Below are 16,534 nucleotides of genomic sequence, written 5' to 3' on the forward strand. Positions count from 1 at the left end.
TTTATGACCAACAACTTTTTACTCTTTAAACAAGGGTGGAGATATAAAATGAAATTAACTTTATACTGGCATCCACAATGCCAAACCTGTAGAAAAACAAAGAAATGGTTAGATGAACATCAAGTACCGTATGAACCATTTCATATTGTTAAGGCCCCTCCATCTCGAGAGATGTTACAGGAAATGTATGAAAAAAGCGGATTGGAGTTAAAGTATTTTTTTAGTACCAGCACGAAGAAGTACCGTGAAATGGGAATTAAGAATAAATTAAAGACATCCACAACTAAAGAATTACTAGATTTATTAGCAAGTGATGGAATGCTATTGAAAAAACCAATATTAACAGATGGAGTAAAAGTCATTATAGGATTTAAAGAAGAAGAACTTGAGAAATACACAACATTGGATTTTTAAATCAGAGGCACCGCGGCCCTGATTTCAACGGCCATAATGAGTTGCTTTTATTCTCTTTGAGGAATATTGTGTGATCCCAAAATAGTGGCGGCTTTTTACCTGTTTTAGGATTTCCCTTTATAGGTCGCCTTTAATTGCTAATTCTTCGGATTGCGTAATACGAAGTTTGCAAACCATTTCCGCCCTCTCATATCGATTTTTGCGTAGGTACGAGAATTCATAGGCGGAGAATTTCCGCCTAATGTATATAAGGGAAGCTTAAGAAGCGGAGATAAGCGGAGATATTCCGGTTAATGGCTCTAAATAAGACAAAATCTAAAGGTTTGGATAATATAAGCGGAAAAACTTCCCTTATTTTTAAGGAAATATGGGTATTTCCCAATTTAGCCGGAATTTTTCCGTTTATTTTTCAAATACAGTGAAATCAACATTCAATTATAACAGAGACTAACCAATATTTTCTGTATATCAATTAGCAAGTAAAAATGTTGTATATTTTGCTGAGATACACCATTCTTCAGGAAATTACTAAAGAACCGTCACCATGGCAACCCACAAAATAAAGCTCCCATTATTTTTGGGAGCTTATTTCACGTGCAATATCTTCATTGAAATTATTCAGGATGAAAGTTTCTTCTTCTGATTTGCTCATAATTCCATAAGATTTACCAATCGTCCCGCCTTGATACGTCCAAAAATAATTATGGTCCTCATTTACTTCAGAAAAGCTGCCTTTTTTCCATTTAGCTAAAATGGCTAGCAAATCATCTTTTTGTTCGAATTCACTTTTCTCCACAATATCATACACTTGATTAATGGTATCGGGAATCATAGGAATGGCTCCCCACTTTTCTTTCGCTTTCACTTTCTGGTGTGTCATCTTGTGCATCACTTCGATAACCGCATCTTGTGAACTATTGTCATCAATCCCAATATCATATTGAACTCCGCCAATTTTGGCCGTCTGCTGCTTGTCCACATCCTTTTTCTTGTTATGGACAGGATCCTGAATAGCTTGCGATTCTACCTTCTCTTGTTTTTTTACAGATACAGATTCGGATTTATGGTTGATTAAATTAAATCCACCGTATTTTACGCCTATTAAAGCAGCTAAAATAATACCAGTTACGATTAATACGATTTTCACCTTATTTCCTCCTGTTTGTAATGGATAGTTCTAATTTATCAAATAATTCAGAATTCATCTAGTTTATTTAAATTACATAATCTCTTCAAAGAAGACAGACATCGACAAGCCTTTTAGATACATTGCCTACCTTAGCGATGATCATGTAAATAACTTTTTTTTTTGATTACATGTTTACAGAGAGTGGTATTGCCTAAGGTTATTCCCTTACTATCAATTCTAGTGAAGTAAATTTAAATTGCTTAACAAATTTTAGTAGATTAGCCTAAATTTCACTTTATAATTAAAGGTGGAGGGGATTTCTGGCAGAGTGTGAATGAAATGAAGTTATTTTTAATAGAAGCTTATCAGTCAGACCAAATCGTTAAAAAATACAAAACTAGGTATATTAGAGGGAGGTATACTATGAAGCAACTTTATATTAAACAGAAGGTATTCAGTCTTAGTGGAAAATTTACCATAAAGGATCAGCAGGAGAAGGACGTATATTACGTGGAGGGTAGCTTTATGCAAATCCCAAAGACTTTCTCCATTATGAATACATCAAGAGATGAAGTTGCACTCGTTACGAAAAAGGCGTTCAGCTTTTTACCGAAGTTTTTTGTTGAGGTGAATGGTCAAGAGGTATTGGTGATTAAGAAAGAGTTTTCCTTCTTAAAAGCACGCTATACGATTGATGCAGCAGGCATTGAAGTGCATGGAAATTGGTGGGATATGGATTTTGAGGTATTACGTCATGGAGAAGTCGTGGGTAAAGTGAGCAAGGAATGGTTCACTTGGGGAGATAGCTACAAGGTTCAAATATTGGATGATGAAATGGAAACCATTATTATTGCACTCGTTGTTGCCATTGACTGTGTAAAGGCTGACCAAGCCGCTGCTTCTTCAGCGGCGACGACTTAGGTGCCGGGGGGACGGTTCTCTTGGCCTTTTTGAATCATTAGTATGGCTTAAAAAGAAGAATTTAGTTGAATGTATCATATTACCGCTGTAAACAAGGTGTATAGCCCAGCTCTTATGAGAATGGGTTATTTTTTATAAACAAAAGGCACCACATGTGCGGGTTTTAGTCGATCGTTTAGTTATGAAGAGGCTTCAAATAAAAGTAACCCAAACTTTTCCATAGGTGATGATACACTATTAAAAAGGAGAGAAATTCAGAATGGAATTCAAACTTGGGAACTTTGCTATTCTGCTCCCTATTTACACATTACGATTAATGAAATCATTATTATTTGGTATTCCACTTACGGAGTTAGCTCAATAAGGATTTTGAAAAAAGGGGGGAATTATCATGAATTGTTTAGTTACCAAAGGCAGCATTCACTATGAAATTATTGGAAGTGGATCTCCAATATTAATATTACATGCAATGGGGACTGATCATAGATCAATGAAATCGTGGCTGGAGCCCATTTTTAAAAACTTAATAGGTTTTCAGAGAATATATATAGATTTGCCTGCTCATGGGCGAAGTTTGATTCATGAGGATTTCAGTTCTTCGGATGATATGGTCGCTAATATATTAAATTTTATGGATCAAAAAATACCTAACCAAGACTTTTCTATTATCGGTTTTTCCTATGGAGGATATTTAGCACAAGGTATTTTGCATAAGAGACAAGATAATGTAAAGAGTATATGTCTACTGGCTCCGGCGCTTCATTTGAAACAAAGGAACCTTCCTGAAAAAATAGCTTATGTCAAAGATGCATCTGAATTACATTCGTTAGATTCTGAAATAAGATTAGCATTTGAAACATTAATGACCTTTCAAACAAAAGAGAACTTAGATTACTTTCTTAACGAAATACAACCTGGACGTTTATTAGCTAATCGAGAGTTCCTTGCGTCGAATTGGAGAGAGAAAGGCTACTATTTCTCGGAAGAACCATTTAATGATGTAGATATACTTCTACAACAGGCTCTAATTATTTTAGGGAAACTAGACTCCATCTGTGGGTATAAGGACCACTCTTTTTTAAAAGATAAATTTCCAAATTCAACATTTGTCATTTTGGATCATGCGGGTCATTTGCTTCATATTGAAGAACGTAAACTAGTACAAGAACTAATTAGAGATTGGTTATTGCGGATATCGACAATTATCTCAGGTATTTAAAGGGAGAAATCTGGAATAATGCGTGCTGAGGTCACTTTTAATTAAACGTTTGTGTAGTGTTGAAAAGGCGGGCGATTACTAGAATTATGTCGGTTTTGGAGCGATTTAACTGAATCTGTAGAAATGTCGGTTATTTCCTGCGAAATTATAAATTTCTGCCGACATTCTTCGTGCTTACTTTGCAGAAGAGATTGTTCTACATCAATCGTTAGGGCAGTTCCAATCAAACGTTTGATTAGTATAGCCTTTTTGTTATTTAGTCGAAAAGGTGTCGTATACTGACTTTTCGCTAGGAAACTACAAATTTTTTGTTATTTTTCTACAATCTATTTTTGGTTCATGCGGGGCTAAGGCATATGTGCCAATTGGTAAGGCCGTTTTAATCAAACGTTTGATTGATAGGGGGATTTGCTGAAAAGTGGGTGAGAATTGTTCGAGGGGGACAACTAGCTGAATGGAGCTAGTTGTGCTTTGCCCTGAAAAATATGTCAAAAAAAATATGATTTGTATTTTTATATTGAATGATAAATGAAGGGGCTTACAATGAACTTAAATAGTATCAATTATCATTTAATCACAGGGAGGGACAGCCACTGGAAGTAACCAAGGATTTCAGGTCTATCGTAAATTGAATTCCATATATATAAGTAACAGCCTGTCTGATTCTACCTTTCTTCTAGACCATTGATAACTAATGCAGACTTTTAGCCTAAATAGCAGTGGATAAGTGGCAGCAAAAATATGTTATACATCCATATTTTATTAGTTTAGGAGTTGGTCCAAATGAGTAACTTTTCACCCGTCAATGGATGGCTGCATTATACGAATCATCCTCAACCATCGCCTGAACCCTTGTCTAGGCGCAAAGTTGATAGACGTGTTGATTTGAATTTCCAAAATGCATCGGAAGACGATCTTGGGCAAGGTTTCAAACGCTATACTTGGGGCTCTGGAGTTCGGGTAAATCGTAATGATTATGTAGACTTTCGATTAGAAGCACAAAGAAATGAAAAGGTGATTAGTGCCGGATACTTAACGGATCCAATAGAAAATATCTATTCCGTACAAACAGGTCCTAGACACTCTAATGTTATGATCGTTACGCTTCATAATGCCGCAACCGTGGATTTAGAAGTTTATCTGTGGCTAGTGGTTAAAGATTAGGAATTTTGATTTACTCGTAGATAGAAAGAAAAAAAGATACTGATCATCTATATGGTGTAGATGATCAGTATCTTTTTCACGTAAAAGGGACTTACAGCTGGTTCCGAACTATCCCTGTGGGGTTTCCAATTGTATATTAGGAAAATCCTCCTCCGAGAATGAGCGCGGCACCTAATAGGATGACTAATAGCAAGACTAAGTAACCGATGATGCTAATAATGGTAATAATCCAACCGATTACTTTTCGATTTGTTTTTATTAAGTAAATTCCTAAAGCAATCAACCCAAAAATGAATCCGAGAATTCCCCAAAGGACGGGACTTTTACCATGCTTACGAGAATCAATTACTAAATAAATCGTGAGAATTATATTTAAAACCAATCCAAATAAACCTTCCAAATTCAGCTCTCCCTACTAAGTTCAAATTTGTCTTCATAAAAATAAGATTATAGCAGAAAATTCTAACCTTATCGTCCATAGGGGACAGTTCTTGTGGCTTGTGATACGGAAAATAGACAATAGGTTCCGATTTATAGAAAGGAGTCAGGGGTCATTACTCTGATTCCTTTTCTTACTTTTATATGGTAGATTTATAATTCTAGTATTGTTATCTCGAAAAACTTTTTGAGGAAATGAACTTTCAATATAAAAAGAGAAATTCCCTATTGCATAAGTTAATTGAAAATGATACTATTAGAAAGTTGCCTTTAGCCGAACGTTTTATAGCAAAAAGTGATAGAAAAAAAGATAAAATATTATATTGACATAATGATAGAAAGTTGATATGATAGTAAATGTCGCTTCTGACATAACAAATTGTTCTTTGAAAACTAAACAAACAAAATCGTGCAAAACAAACAAAAATTATTAGTTTCAGCAATGAAACTAAGCCAACGTAACAAATGAGCTAATCAACTTTCTTGGAGAGTTTGATCCTGGCTCAGGACGAACGCTGGCGGCGTGCCTAATACATGCAAGTCGAGCGAATTTGGAGGAAGCTTGCTTCCTCCCTGTTAGCGGCGGACGGGTGAGTAACACGTGGGCAACCTGCCTGTAAGACTGGGATAACACCGGGAAACCGGTGCTAATACCGGATAATCCTTTTCCTCTCATGGGGAAAAGCTGAAAGTTGGTTTCGGCTGACACTTACAGATGGGCCCGCGGCGCATTAGCTAGTTGGTGAGGTAACGGCTCACCAAGGCAACGATGCGTAGCCGACCTGAGAGGGTGATCGGCCACACTGGGACTGAGACACGGCCCAGACTCCTACGGGAGGCAGCAGTAGGGAATCTTCCACAATGGACGAAAGTCTGATGGAGCAACGCCGCGTGAGCGATGAAGGCCTTCGGGTCGTAAAGCTCTGTTGTTAGGGAAGAACAAGTACCGGAGTAACTGCCGGTACCTTGACGGTACCTAACCAGAAAGCCACGGCTAACTACGTGCCAGCAGCCGCGGTAATACGTAGGTGGCAAGCGTTGTCCGGAATTATTGGGCGTAAAGCGCGCGCAGGCGGTCCTTTAAGTCTGATGTGAAAGCCCACGGCTCAACCGTGGAGGGTCATTGGAAACTGGGGGACTTGAGTGCAGAAGAGGAAAGCGGAATTCCACGTGTAGCGGTGAAATGCGTAGAGATGTGGAGGAACACCAGTGGCGAAGGCGGCTTTCTGGTCTGTAACTGACGCTGAGGCGCGAAAGCGTGGGGAGCAAACAGGATTAGATACCCTGGTAGTCCACGCCGTAAACGATGAGTGCTAAGTGTTAGGGGGTTTCCGCCCCTTAGTGCTGCAGCTAACGCATTAAGCACTCCGCCTGGGGAGTACGGCCGCAAGGCTGAAACTCAAAGGAATTGACGGGGGCCCGCACAAGCGGTGGAGCATGTGGTTTAATTCGAAGCAACGCGAAGAACCTTACCAGGTCTTGACATCCTCTGACACTCCTAGAGATAGGACGTTCCCCTTCGGGGGACAGAGTGACAGGTGGTGCATGGTTGTCGTCAGCTCGTGTCGTGAGATGTTGGGTTAAGTCCCGCAACGAGCGCAACCCTTGATCTTAGTTGCCAGCATTTAGTTGGGCACTCTAAGGTGACTGCCGGTGACAAACCGGAGGAAGGTGGGGATGACGTCAAATCATCATGCCCCTTATGACCTGGGCTACACACGTGCTACAATGGATGGTACAAAGGGCTGCAAGACCGCGAGGTTTAGCCAATCCCATAAAACCATTCTCAGTTCGGATTGCAGGCTGCAACTCGCCTGCATGAAGCCGGAATCGCTAGTAATCGCGGATCAGCATGCCGCGGTGAATACGTTCCCGGGCCTTGTACACACCGCCCGTCACACCACGAGAGTTTGTAACACCCGAAGTCGGTGGGGTAACCGTAAGGAGCCAGCCGCCTAAGGTGGGACAGATGATTGGGGTGAAGTCGTAACAAGGTAGCCGTATCGGAAGGTGCGGCTGGATCACCTCCTTTCTAAGGATAAAGCTGGACCTGTGAGCCAGACAAAACAGTTTGTTTATCGCACGTATTTTGTTTGTTTAGTTTTGAGAGTGCAATTTCTCTCAACACATCGTTCTTTGAAAACTAGATAATCGTAAGAAGAAGCAAAGTAAACATCGAGTAATCGCCATTTTAGTTTTTCTCTCTTATGTAAGTAAGAGTTATAAACCTTTTAGGTTAAGTTAGAAAGGGCGCACGGTGAATGCCTTGGCACTAGGAGCCGATGAAGGACGGGACTAACACCGATATGCTTCGGGGAGCTGTAAGTAAGCTTTGATCCGGAGATTTCCGAATGGGGGAACCCACTGTTCGTAATGGAACAGTATCTTTACCTGAATACATAGGGTATAGAAGGCATACCCGGGGAACTGAAACATCTAAGTACCCGGAGGAAGAGAAAGCAAACGCGATTCCCTGAGTAGCGGCGAGCGAAACGGGACATAGCCCAAACCAAGAGGCTTGCCTCTTGGGGTTGTAGGACACTCAATATGGAGTTACAAAGGAACGGGGTAGATGAAGCGACCTGGAAAGGTCCGTCATAGAAGGTAAAAACCCTGTAGTCGAAACTTCGTTCCCTCCTGAGTGGATCCTGAGTACGGCCGGACACGAGAAATCCGGTCGGAAGCAGGGAGGACCATCTCCCAAGGCTAAATACTCCCTAGTGACCGATAGTGAACCAGTACCGTGAGGGAAAGGTGAAAAGCACCCCGGAAGGGGAGTGAAATAGTTCCTGAAACCGTGTGCCTACAAGTAGTTAGAGCCCGTTAATGGGTAATAGCGTGCCTTTTGTAGAATGAACCGGCGAGTTACGATCCCATGCAAGGTTAAGTTGAAAAGACGGAGCCGCAGCGAAAGCGAGTCTGAATAGGGCGTATGAGTATGTGGTCGTAGACCCGAAACCAGGTGATCTACCCATGTCCAGGGTGAAGTCCAGGTAACACTGGATGGAGGCCCGAACCCACGCACGTTGAAAAGTGCGGGGATGAGGTGTGGGTAGCGGAGAAATTCCAATCGAACTTGGAGATAGCTGGTTCTCTCCGAAATAGCTTTAGGGCTAGCCTCACGTAGTAAGAGTCTTGGAGGTAGAGCACTGTTTGGACTAGGGGCCCTCATCGGGTTACCGAATTCAGACAAACTCCGAATGCCAAAGACTTATCCGTGGGAGTCAGACTGCGAGTGATAAGATCCGTAGTCAAAAGGGAAACAGCCCAGACCACCAGCTAAGGTCCCAAAGTATACGTTAAGTGGAAAAGGATGTGGAGTTGTTTAGACAACCAGGATGTTGGCTTAGAAGCAGCCACCATTTAAAGAGTGCGTAATAGCTCACTGGTCGAATGACTCTGCGCCGAAAATGTACCGGGGCTAAACGTATCACCGAAGCTGTGGATTGACATCTTAGATGTCAGTGGTAGGAGAGCGTTCTAAGGGCGTTGAAGCTAGACCGTAAGGACTGGTGGAGCGCTTAGAAGTGAGAATGCCGGTATGAGTAGCGAAAGATGAGTGAGAATCTCATCCACCGAATGCCTAAGGTTTCCTGAGGAAGGCTCGTCCGCTCAGGGTTAGTCGGGACCTAAGCCGAGGCCGAAAGGCGTAGGCGATGGACAACAGGTTGATATTCCTGTACCACCTCTTTATCGTTTGAGCAATGGGGGGACGCAGGAGGATAGGGTAAGCGCGCTGTTGGATATGCGCGTCTAAGCAGTTAGGCTGAGAAGTAGGCAAATCCGCTTCTCACTAAGGCTGAGCTGTGATAGCGAGGGAAATTTAGTACCGAAGTTCCTGATTCCACACTGCCAAGAAAAGCCTCTAGCGAGATAAATGGTGCCCGTACCGCAAACCGACACAGGTAGGCGAGGAGAGAATCCTAAGGTGAGCGAGAGAACTCTCGTTAAGGAACTCGGCAAAATGACCCCGTAACTTCGGGAGAAGGGGTGCTTATTAGGGTGAATAGCTTTGATAAGCCGCAGTGAATAGGCCCAGGCGACTGTTTAGCAAAAACACAGGTCTCTGCGAAGCCGCAAGGCGAAGTATAGGGGCTGACGCCTGCCCGGTGCTGGAAGGTTAAGAGGAGGGGTTAGCGCAAGCGAAGCTCTGAATCGAAGCCCCAGTAAACGGCGGCCGTAACTATAACGGTCCTAAGGTAGCGAAATTCCTTGTCGGGTAAGTTCCGACCCGCACGAAAGGCGTAACGATCTGGGCACTGTCTCAACGAGAGACTCGGTGAAATTATAGTACCTGTGAAGATGCAGGTTACCCGCGACAGGACGGAAAGACCCCGTGGAGCTTTACTGTAGCCTGATATTGAATTTTGGTACAGCTTGTACAGGATAGGTAGGAGCCTGAGAAACCGGAGCGCTAGCTTCGGTGGAGGCGTCGGTGGGATACTACCCTGGCTGTATTGAAATTCTAACCCGCACCCCTGATCGGGGTGGGAGACAGTGTCAGGTGGGCAGTTTGACTGGGGCGGTCGCCTCCTAAAGAGTAACGGAGGCGCCCAAAGGTTCCCTCAGAATGGTTGGAAATCATTCGCAGAGTGTAAAGGCACAAGGGAGCTTGACTGCGAGACCTACAAGTCGAGCAGGGACGAAAGTCGGGCTTAGTGATCCGGTGGTTCCGCATGGAAGGGCCATCGCTCAACGGATAAAAGCTACCCCGGGGATAACAGGCTTATCTCCCCCAAGAGTCCACATCGACGGGGAGGTTTGGCACCTCGATGTCGGCTCATCGCATCCTGGGGCTGTAGTCGGTCCCAAGGGTTGGGCTGTTCGCCCATTAAAGCGGTACGCGAGCTGGGTTCAGAACGTCGTGAGACAGTTCGGTCCCTATCCGTCGTGGGCGCAGGAAATTTGAGAGGAGCTGTCCTTAGTACGAGAGGACCGGGATGGACGCACCGCTGGTGTACCAGTTGTTCTGCCAAGGGCATCGCTGGGTAGCTATGTGCGGACGGGATAAGTGCTGAAAGCATCTAAGCATGAAGCCCCCCTCAAGATGAGATTTCCCATAGCGCAAGCTAGTAAGAACCCTGAAAGATGATCAGGTTGATAGGTCAGAGGTGGAAGCGTGGTAACATGTGGAGCTGACTGATACTAATCGTTCGAGGACTTAACCAAATTTTAAAGCGAACTCGTTTTTACAAACTTCTTCTGCATTATCTAGTTTTGAGGGAATGATACCTCAACAAAATAGTCTGGCAGTAATGGCGAGAAGGTCACACCCGTTCCCATACCGAACACGGAAGTTAAGCTTCTCAGCGCCGATGGTAGTTGGGACACGCGTCCCTGTGAGAGTAGGACGTTGCCAGGCACATTTAAAGAACAACCTGAAAAGGTTGTTTTTTTGCGTAGAACATAATTTGTTATTTGTTTTTTGTAGTGCAGAATGTAAGCGATGAGATATAGTTCTGGTTCCACAGTGCCCGTGGGCGAAGAAAAAAGCACGAGACGGGCATTCTGGGTGGTTCACAGTGCCCGTGGACAAAGAAAAAGGCACAAGACGGTCACTCTGGATGGTCCACAGTGCCCGTGGACAAAGAAAAAAGCACGAGATGGTCACTCTGGATGGTCCACAGTGCCCATAGAAGAAAAAGAGCGATGAATTCAAAGATTCATCGCCCTTTTCCACTCTGTAAATAACAAAATTACCGCATCAATCTTGTTGATACCTTATCTTCAAAATGTGCAAGTTATATATCCAATCCTATAATTTCATTTCTAAATATTTCAAGGCCCCTTACCCCTATTTCACTGTTATCTTCCGTTTCACGACTGTCCTATTTTGGGATTTATCAGTAACAGTGTACGTTAAAGTATAGGAGCCTTTTTTCTTTGTTTTCACTGTTCCTGTTACTTTTATCTGTTTAGTTAAACTGCCGTCTAAATTGTCTTTAGCGGTTACTCCTGTTTTTGGATTGAAGGAAGATTTGTAACGAATGCTTTTATTTTTAGCCCCGAAAATAACAGGCTTTGTGCTATCAATCGTAATTTTTCTTGTAACCGTTGTAACGTTATTTGAATAATCCCGGACCGTATACTTCAAAGTATAAGTCCCCTTTTTCTTCGTATTAACGGAACCTCTGATGGAAATTTTACTAGTTAAATTTCCGTTAATATTATCTCTTGCCGTTACGCTTGTTTTTGGATTAAATGATGAATTTAGTCTAATTGTTTTGTTCATGACACCTGATATGATAGGTTTCAGATTATCATAAACAGTTATTCTTCTTATTATTGTTGATGTATTCATAGACCGGTCAGCTACTTTGTAAGTTAAAACATAGGTGCCTAACTTCGTTGTATCAACCTTACCAGATACTTGAATAGCATTTGTTCTATTACCGTCTACATTATCCATCGCTTTTACGGCTGTTAAAGCATTAAAAGTGGATTTGACGGGTATGGATTTGTTTGTGGCACCTGTAATGACAGGTTTCACCATATCTTTAATCACATAAGCGGAAGAAACATACCCTTTGATCTTAGGATCATCGGTTCGGACGGGGTACCATACATATTGATTTGTAAAGTCATATGTAAATTCTCCATCAATAATCAATGCTGTATTTTTAGGTAATTTTTTGAGAATTGAAGTACCTGGTTCTTCTCGTAATTTAACACCGTCCACGGTCGTTGCCACTCGGTTTCCAACTTTAAAAAAATAAGCAGAGTTGTGTACTGGACTAGTTAGTGTGTATATAAACCTATTAAACTTAATGCTATCCGTGAGATCACGATCATAGCTAAAATCGGTTGTTTTAAATGGATATTTGGCTAGTTCGGTATCGGTTATATAACTGTGTTTTTCTAATTTGGCAAAAACCTCTTCTTGATAGGCATTCGTATTTCTTTCCCCGGTCAGCTGGTAAAGCGGACTGTTCACAGGTTTTGTCCCGTTGTATGCCATCACAGCGAAATACCAATTTTCAATTACCTTTCGCCCTGCCCCGTTGATTTTTGGCAAGTCTGTGCGTGAATACATACTGCTAAGGACTCCGACACCTGCTTCAATATTATAGACAACATCGCTTCTCAACTTATCTTGGTCGTATCCCCTTTGATCGGTTAGCTGCATGAGGCCGATGCCGCCATCTGGAGACTCAACAGTCTTACCTGTCTCATCAAATTGCTTCCAACTCCCATTTTCTTGTGTCGCCACGGCTTTTACTACTTCCGGAGGAATGTCAGCTTCTATTGCGGCATTCGTAAGTAAGCAGTTAATTTGTTGGAAAGATGGATTGACGTTGGGTTTAATCTCACCGCATTTGGTAGATAAATCTGACTCTGCAGAAGCATGTCCATATAAGAAACTAATAGTTAAACAGGTTAATATTCCAGCTTTGTAAAAAGGTATCTTCACGTCTCAAATCTCCAGTCTAGGAAAATTCTTTTCTATCATTATTCTAACATGAAGACTATACCATGGGGACAGTTTTGCTGGTCACGTCATCTCCCAACGTTTTCATTGGTCCTTAGTGGGATACGCATAGGAATGAAACGAGATGAGACCAATTTTAATCAAACGTTTGGTTCGTGAGGAAAATATTGATTTATAATAGAATCTTGGAATATCCATATGAAGGAATCCTCCCCTTTGTTCACAATTTCAAAATATTTGAATATTAAGACAGGCTGCAACAAGTGCTATGATAGATATAGTGAAAATACTTCCATGTTACAACATTAAGAGCAGATTATGACCGTTTTCTTAAGGGGGATGGGTAGGATTGGTCGACAATGTGTTAACAGAAGTTTTGAGAGGGCTTTTAGAGAAATTGCCTATTGGAATTGTCATAACGAGACCTGATCACAGCCTCGTTATGAGTAACAGTTTATTATCGAAGGACTTTACTGATGATAAGCAATTTAAGCTTCAAGTTTCGAAGCTTGTCCATAAATGCCTTGTTCCAGCGGTAAATACCCCTTTTCAATTTAATGGTAGGAAAGGTATCGTTAGAAAAGAAGTGGCGAGGGTATTTGAAGAGGAATATAATTATTATTTCTTCTTTTTTTCAAATAATAATGATTTTCTTCCTATGGATCACTCGGAAGAATTTCTTTTTAAAGATCTTAGTGAACTTGCTGATGAAAGCATGGTTGTCGTTGATACAGAAGGGTATATACAAATCCTGACCCGCTCATTTGCCAATTTCCTCGGTGTTGACCCGGAACGCTCCATCGGAAAGCATGTAACAGAGGTGATTGAGAATACTCGCATGCATATTGTAGCAAAAACAGGGAAGTTAGAGGTGGCTGAACCTCAAAAAATTAAAGAGGATTATATGATTGCTACAAGATCGCCGGTGTTGAGGCAAGGAAAGATTGTGGGAGCAGTTGGGAAGGTTTTATTTAATAATGTAGAGCAATTAACTGCTTTATCTAAACGGATTAATTCATTACATAACGAACTACATAAAAGTAAAGGCATCATTAATGCAAGAAACAAGGCATACTATACGTTCGATCATTTGATTGGAAAAAGTCCTGTCTTTATAGAGGTAAATAATCAAGCTAGAAAAGCAGCAAAAAGTGAGTCCAATGTGCTGATATTAGGTGAAAGTGGTACAGGCAAAGAATTGTTTGCCCACGCGATTCATCATGCTAGTCGACGTTTGATGGGAGCATTTGTTAAAGTGAACTGTGCCGCTATCCCGGCGGAGCTGATTGAGTCGGAGCTTTTTGGCTATGAAGAGGGTTCTTTTACAGGGGCAAAAAAGGGCGGGAAAATTGGAAAGTTTGAAGTGGCCGATGGTGGTACCATTTTTCTTGATGAAATAGGTGAACTTCCATTACATATGCAGGTGAAACTATTGCGTGTTCTGCAAGAAAAAGAAATTGAACGAGTGGGAGCGACCAGTACGATTCACGTTGATGTAAGGATTATCGCCGCAACCAACCGAAATCTTGAGGAAATGGTGGCAAACAGAGAATTTAGGCTCGATTTGTATTACCGTTTAAAAGTTATGCAGCTCACCATTCCATCATTAAAAGAGCGAACAGAAGATATTAAAATTCTTGTTCATTATTTTCTAGAAAAGTACCAAAAACTGATGAAGAAAGGTGTAAAGGGTATTAATGAGCAAGCTATGCATTTGCTATGCCAATATGCCTGGCCGGGAAATATTCGTGAACTTGAAAATACGATTGAGCGCGCGTTAAATATGGTTGATGAAGGGAAATACCTTGCCCCTGAGCATTTTCCTCGAGAAATTACTGGATTTAAAAACACCTTACCTATTCGCTCTTTAGCTCAAGTGATTGAAGAGACTGAACGGCGGACCATCTCCGAATGTTTAAGCATGATGGATGGAAATAAGTCGGAAACAGCTAAACATCTTGGAATCAGTCGAACCTCTCTCTATGAAAAGATGAATAAGTATCGGTTATGATCTTTATGGAAAACTCCCTTTGTTATCGAAAAGGGAGTTTTGTTCGTTATGTTTTTTGATAGGTCTTCATGTCCTAATCTTATCGTGAATCGCGGATCATTGTTGAAGGCTAACAAAGGATTGTTCAAATTGTGTACAAGAATAATGAAATCGCTTACACTCTGTACGGAAAACTTGACAGTTTTTACGTGGTTTTTGGGCCAATTGTAAAGTAATCAGAACACATTTAGTAATTTTGGCGGGTTTTTTAGTGAAGTTTTTGACATGAATTTGACTGAATGACTATTTTTTAAAAAACATATGTTGATTATTTATAGTAAGAATCCCATTAAATAGCCCCTTTTAGCTGATAACAGCTGAATCTATCGCCTTTATTTTAAAATAATCTCTCCGTTTGGCGTGAATCTTGCATAGGTAAGAATTGTAAGGAAATGAGCATACCATGTTAGCATTCTTAGGGGGTTGGTTAAGTGAACAAAGTAATCTCAAGAGAAGAAATCTCATTTATTTTGCATGATGGGATGACGGTGATGATTGGGGGGTTTATGGGCGTTGGTACACCAGAGGGAATCGTATCGATTATTCTGGATGAGGGTATAAAAGATCTTACCTTAATTACAGATGATACCGCTTTCGTTAATACTGGAGTAGGGCCTTTAATTGTCAATCACCGGGTTAAGAAAGCGATTACCACCCATATTGGTAAGAATCCTGAAGCAGGGCGGCAAATGATTGCTGGAGAGATGGAAGTGGACCTCGTTCCAATGGGGACATTTGTCGAGCGGGTTCGAGCTGGGGGAGCTGGACTTGGCGGAATACTTACTCCGACTGGTGTAGGGACGATAGTGGAAGAGGGCAAGGAAAAGCTGACGGTCGACGGACGTGATTATTTGCTCGAAAAACCACTCCATGCGGAAATTGCGCTTCTTAAAGCCTATAAGGCAGATAAAAATGGGAATTTAATTTACCGTAAAGCAGCCCGTAACTTTAACCCGCTTATGGCGTTAGCGGCTGATCTTGTGATTGCTGAAGTGGAACAGATCGTTGAAATCGGAGAAATGGATCCCGATGAAGTCATGACTCCAGGTGTGCTAATCGATAAGATTTTTGTCCAAGGGGGTTGTGAGTAATGGTCGAAACGTTACTTAGTCCGAAGCAAATCATCGCTGCACGAATTGCGAAAGAAATGAAAGATGGGGATGTCGTCAATTTAGGAATTGGTCTCCCTACGTTGATCCCAAATTATCTACCAGAAGACTGTCAAGTCACGTTACAATCTGAAAATGGCTACTTTGGTCTTGGTCCACTCGTTGGAGAGGGGGAACCTGATCTTGTAGATGCGGGCGGAAAACCTTCTGGTATTCTGCCAGGCGGTGCGTTCTTTGATAGTCTTATGTCCTTTTCCTTCATTCGCGGAGGTCATATTGATCTAGCTGTTCTTGGTGGACTGGAAGTAGATGAACAAGGCAACCTTGCCAATTGGATGGTTCCTGGTAAATTGGTACCTGGTATGGGGGGAGCAATGGACTTAGTAGTAGGTGCAAAGAAAGTCATTGTCGCCATGGAACATACCTCGAAAAATGGTGATCCGAAAATCGTTAAACGATGCAAATTACCTCTAACAGGGGAACATGTGGTGGATGTCATTGTGACGGAACTAGCGGTCTTCCATATGACGGAAGAGGGCTTGGTTCTAGTCGAACTACAAGAGGGTGTTGACCTCGAAACCGTGAAACAAAAAACGGAAGCTTTCTTTAAAATCAATCCAGCCCTTCTGTGAGTATGAATCCACCATCACACACACTTTAC

General features: G+C 41.8%; 10 protein-coding genes and 3 rRNA genes. 10 read left to right on the plus strand and 3 right to left on the minus strand.

What is annotated here, in order from left to right; genetic code table 11:
- Nucleotides 1-48 precede the first annotated feature (48 nt).
- The gene (locus RCG22_RS17280) at nt 49-414 is read left to right on the plus strand and encodes an arsenate reductase family protein (protein WP_308103937.1); all 366 of its coding nucleotides are present in this window, start codon (nt 49-51) and stop codon (nt 412-414) included.
- A 571-nt stretch (nt 415-985) separates the two neighbouring features.
- Here RCG22_RS17280 and RCG22_RS17285 read toward each other — a convergent pair.
- Nucleotides 986-1,561 carry a DUF6241 domain-containing protein gene (locus RCG22_RS17285; RefSeq protein WP_308103938.1) on the minus strand — a complete coding sequence of 192 codons (576 nt, stop codon included), beginning with the start codon at nt 1,559-1,561 and terminating at the stop codon, nt 986-988.
- A 405-nt stretch (nt 1,562-1,966) separates the two neighbouring features.
- On the opposite strand from RCG22_RS17285, the gene RCG22_RS17290 reads away from it, so the two are divergent.
- The 3 genes from RCG22_RS17290 to RCG22_RS17300 all read left to right on the plus strand — a co-directional run bounded on the left by RCG22_RS17290 (nt 1,967) and on the right by RCG22_RS17300 (nt 4,847).
- Nucleotides 1,967-2,464: an LURP-one-related/scramblase family protein gene (locus RCG22_RS17290; RefSeq protein WP_308103939.1), complete on the plus strand. Its 498-nt coding sequence runs from the start codon at nt 1,967-1,969 to the stop codon at nt 2,462-2,464.
- Between the two features lie 391 nt (nt 2,465-2,855).
- Nucleotides 2,856-3,683 (plus strand): alpha/beta fold hydrolase, encoded by an 828-nt coding sequence (locus RCG22_RS17295; RefSeq protein WP_308103940.1) that lies wholly within the window; start codon nt 2,856-2,858, stop codon nt 3,681-3,683.
- 783 nt (nt 3,684-4,466) lie between these two features.
- A complete protein-coding gene (locus tag RCG22_RS17300; RefSeq protein WP_489685537.1) occupies nt 4,467-4,847 on the plus strand; it encodes a hypothetical protein in 381 nt (126 codons plus the stop codon).
- 136 nt (nt 4,848-4,983) lie between these two features.
- Here RCG22_RS17300 and RCG22_RS17305 read toward each other — a convergent pair whose 3' ends face one another.
- Complete coding sequence (locus RCG22_RS17305; RefSeq protein WP_308103942.1) at nt 4,984-5,247, minus strand: hypothetical protein; 264 nt, start codon at nt 5,245-5,247, stop codon at nt 4,984-4,986.
- A gap of 518 nt (nt 5,248-5,765) precedes the next feature.
- Between RCG22_RS17305 and RCG22_RS17310 the strand changes: the two genes are divergently transcribed.
- The 3 genes from RCG22_RS17310 to rrf all read left to right on the plus strand — a co-directional run bounded on the left by RCG22_RS17310 (nt 5,766) and on the right by rrf (nt 10,647).
- Nucleotides 5,766-7,317, plus strand: a 16S ribosomal RNA gene (locus tag RCG22_RS17310).
- Between the two features lie 202 nt (nt 7,318-7,519).
- Nucleotides 7,520-10,454: ribosomal RNA gene (locus RCG22_RS17315) — 23S ribosomal RNA — on the plus strand.
- Between the two features lie 76 nt (nt 10,455-10,530).
- Nucleotides 10,531-10,647 (plus strand): 5S ribosomal RNA (gene rrf, locus RCG22_RS17320).
- Together the 16S, 23S and 5S rRNA genes form the textbook arrangement of a ribosomal RNA operon.
- Before the next feature lie 432 nt (nt 10,648-11,079).
- Here rrf and RCG22_RS17325 read toward each other — a convergent pair.
- Nucleotides 11,080-12,696 carry an immunoglobulin-like domain-containing protein gene (locus tag RCG22_RS17325; RefSeq protein ID WP_308103943.1) on the minus strand — a complete coding sequence of 539 codons (1,617 nt, stop codon included), beginning with the start codon at nt 12,694-12,696 and terminating at the stop codon, nt 11,080-11,082.
- A 367-nt stretch (nt 12,697-13,063) separates the two neighbouring features.
- On the opposite strand from RCG22_RS17325, the gene RCG22_RS17330 reads away from it, so the two are divergent.
- The 3 genes from RCG22_RS17330 to RCG22_RS17340 all read left to right on the plus strand — a co-directional run bounded on the left by RCG22_RS17330 (nt 13,064) and on the right by RCG22_RS17340 (nt 16,505).
- Nucleotides 13,064-14,725: a sigma-54 interaction domain-containing protein gene (locus RCG22_RS17330; RefSeq protein WP_308103944.1), complete on the plus strand. Its 1,662-nt coding sequence runs from the start codon at nt 13,064-13,066 to the stop codon at nt 14,723-14,725.
- A gap of 470 nt (nt 14,726-15,195) precedes the next feature.
- Nucleotides 15,196-15,855 (plus strand): acetate CoA-transferase subunit alpha, encoded by a 660-nt coding sequence (gene atoD, locus RCG22_RS17335; protein WP_308103945.1) that lies wholly within the window; start codon nt 15,196-15,198, stop codon nt 15,853-15,855.
- Nucleotides 15,855-16,505: a 3-oxoacid CoA-transferase subunit B gene (locus tag RCG22_RS17340; RefSeq protein WP_308103946.1), complete on the plus strand. Its 651-nt coding sequence runs from the start codon at nt 15,855-15,857 to the stop codon at nt 16,503-16,505. The genes atoD and RCG22_RS17340 overlap by 1 nt, the downstream gene beginning before the upstream one ends.
- Nucleotides 16,506-16,534 lie beyond the last annotated feature (29 nt).

The sequence above is a fragment of the Neobacillus nitrireducens genome, assembly GCF_030915405.1.
Taxonomy (GTDB): Bacteria; Bacillota; Bacilli; order Bacillales; family Cytobacillaceae; genus Neobacillus.

Excerpts from the sequence above, each read along its gene's own strand:
- RCG22_RS17280 (WP_308103937.1), top strand. The coding sequence starts at position 49 with ATGAAATTAACTTTATACTGGCATCCACAATGCCAAACCTGTAGAAAA.
- RCG22_RS17300 (WP_489685537.1), top strand. The coding sequence starts at position 4,467 with ATGAGTAACTTTTCACCCGTCAATGGATGGCTGCATTATACGAATCAT.
- RCG22_RS17340 (WP_308103946.1), top strand. The coding sequence starts at position 15,855 with ATGGTCGAAACGTTACTTAGTCCGAAGCAAATCATCGCTGCACGAATT.
- RCG22_RS17295 (WP_308103940.1), top strand. The coding sequence starts at position 2,856 with ATGAATTGTTTAGTTACCAAAGGCAGCATTCACTATGAAATTATTGGA.
- RCG22_RS17290 (WP_308103939.1), top strand. The coding sequence starts at position 1,967 with ATGAAGCAACTTTATATTAAACAGAAGGTATTCAGTCTTAGTGGAAAA.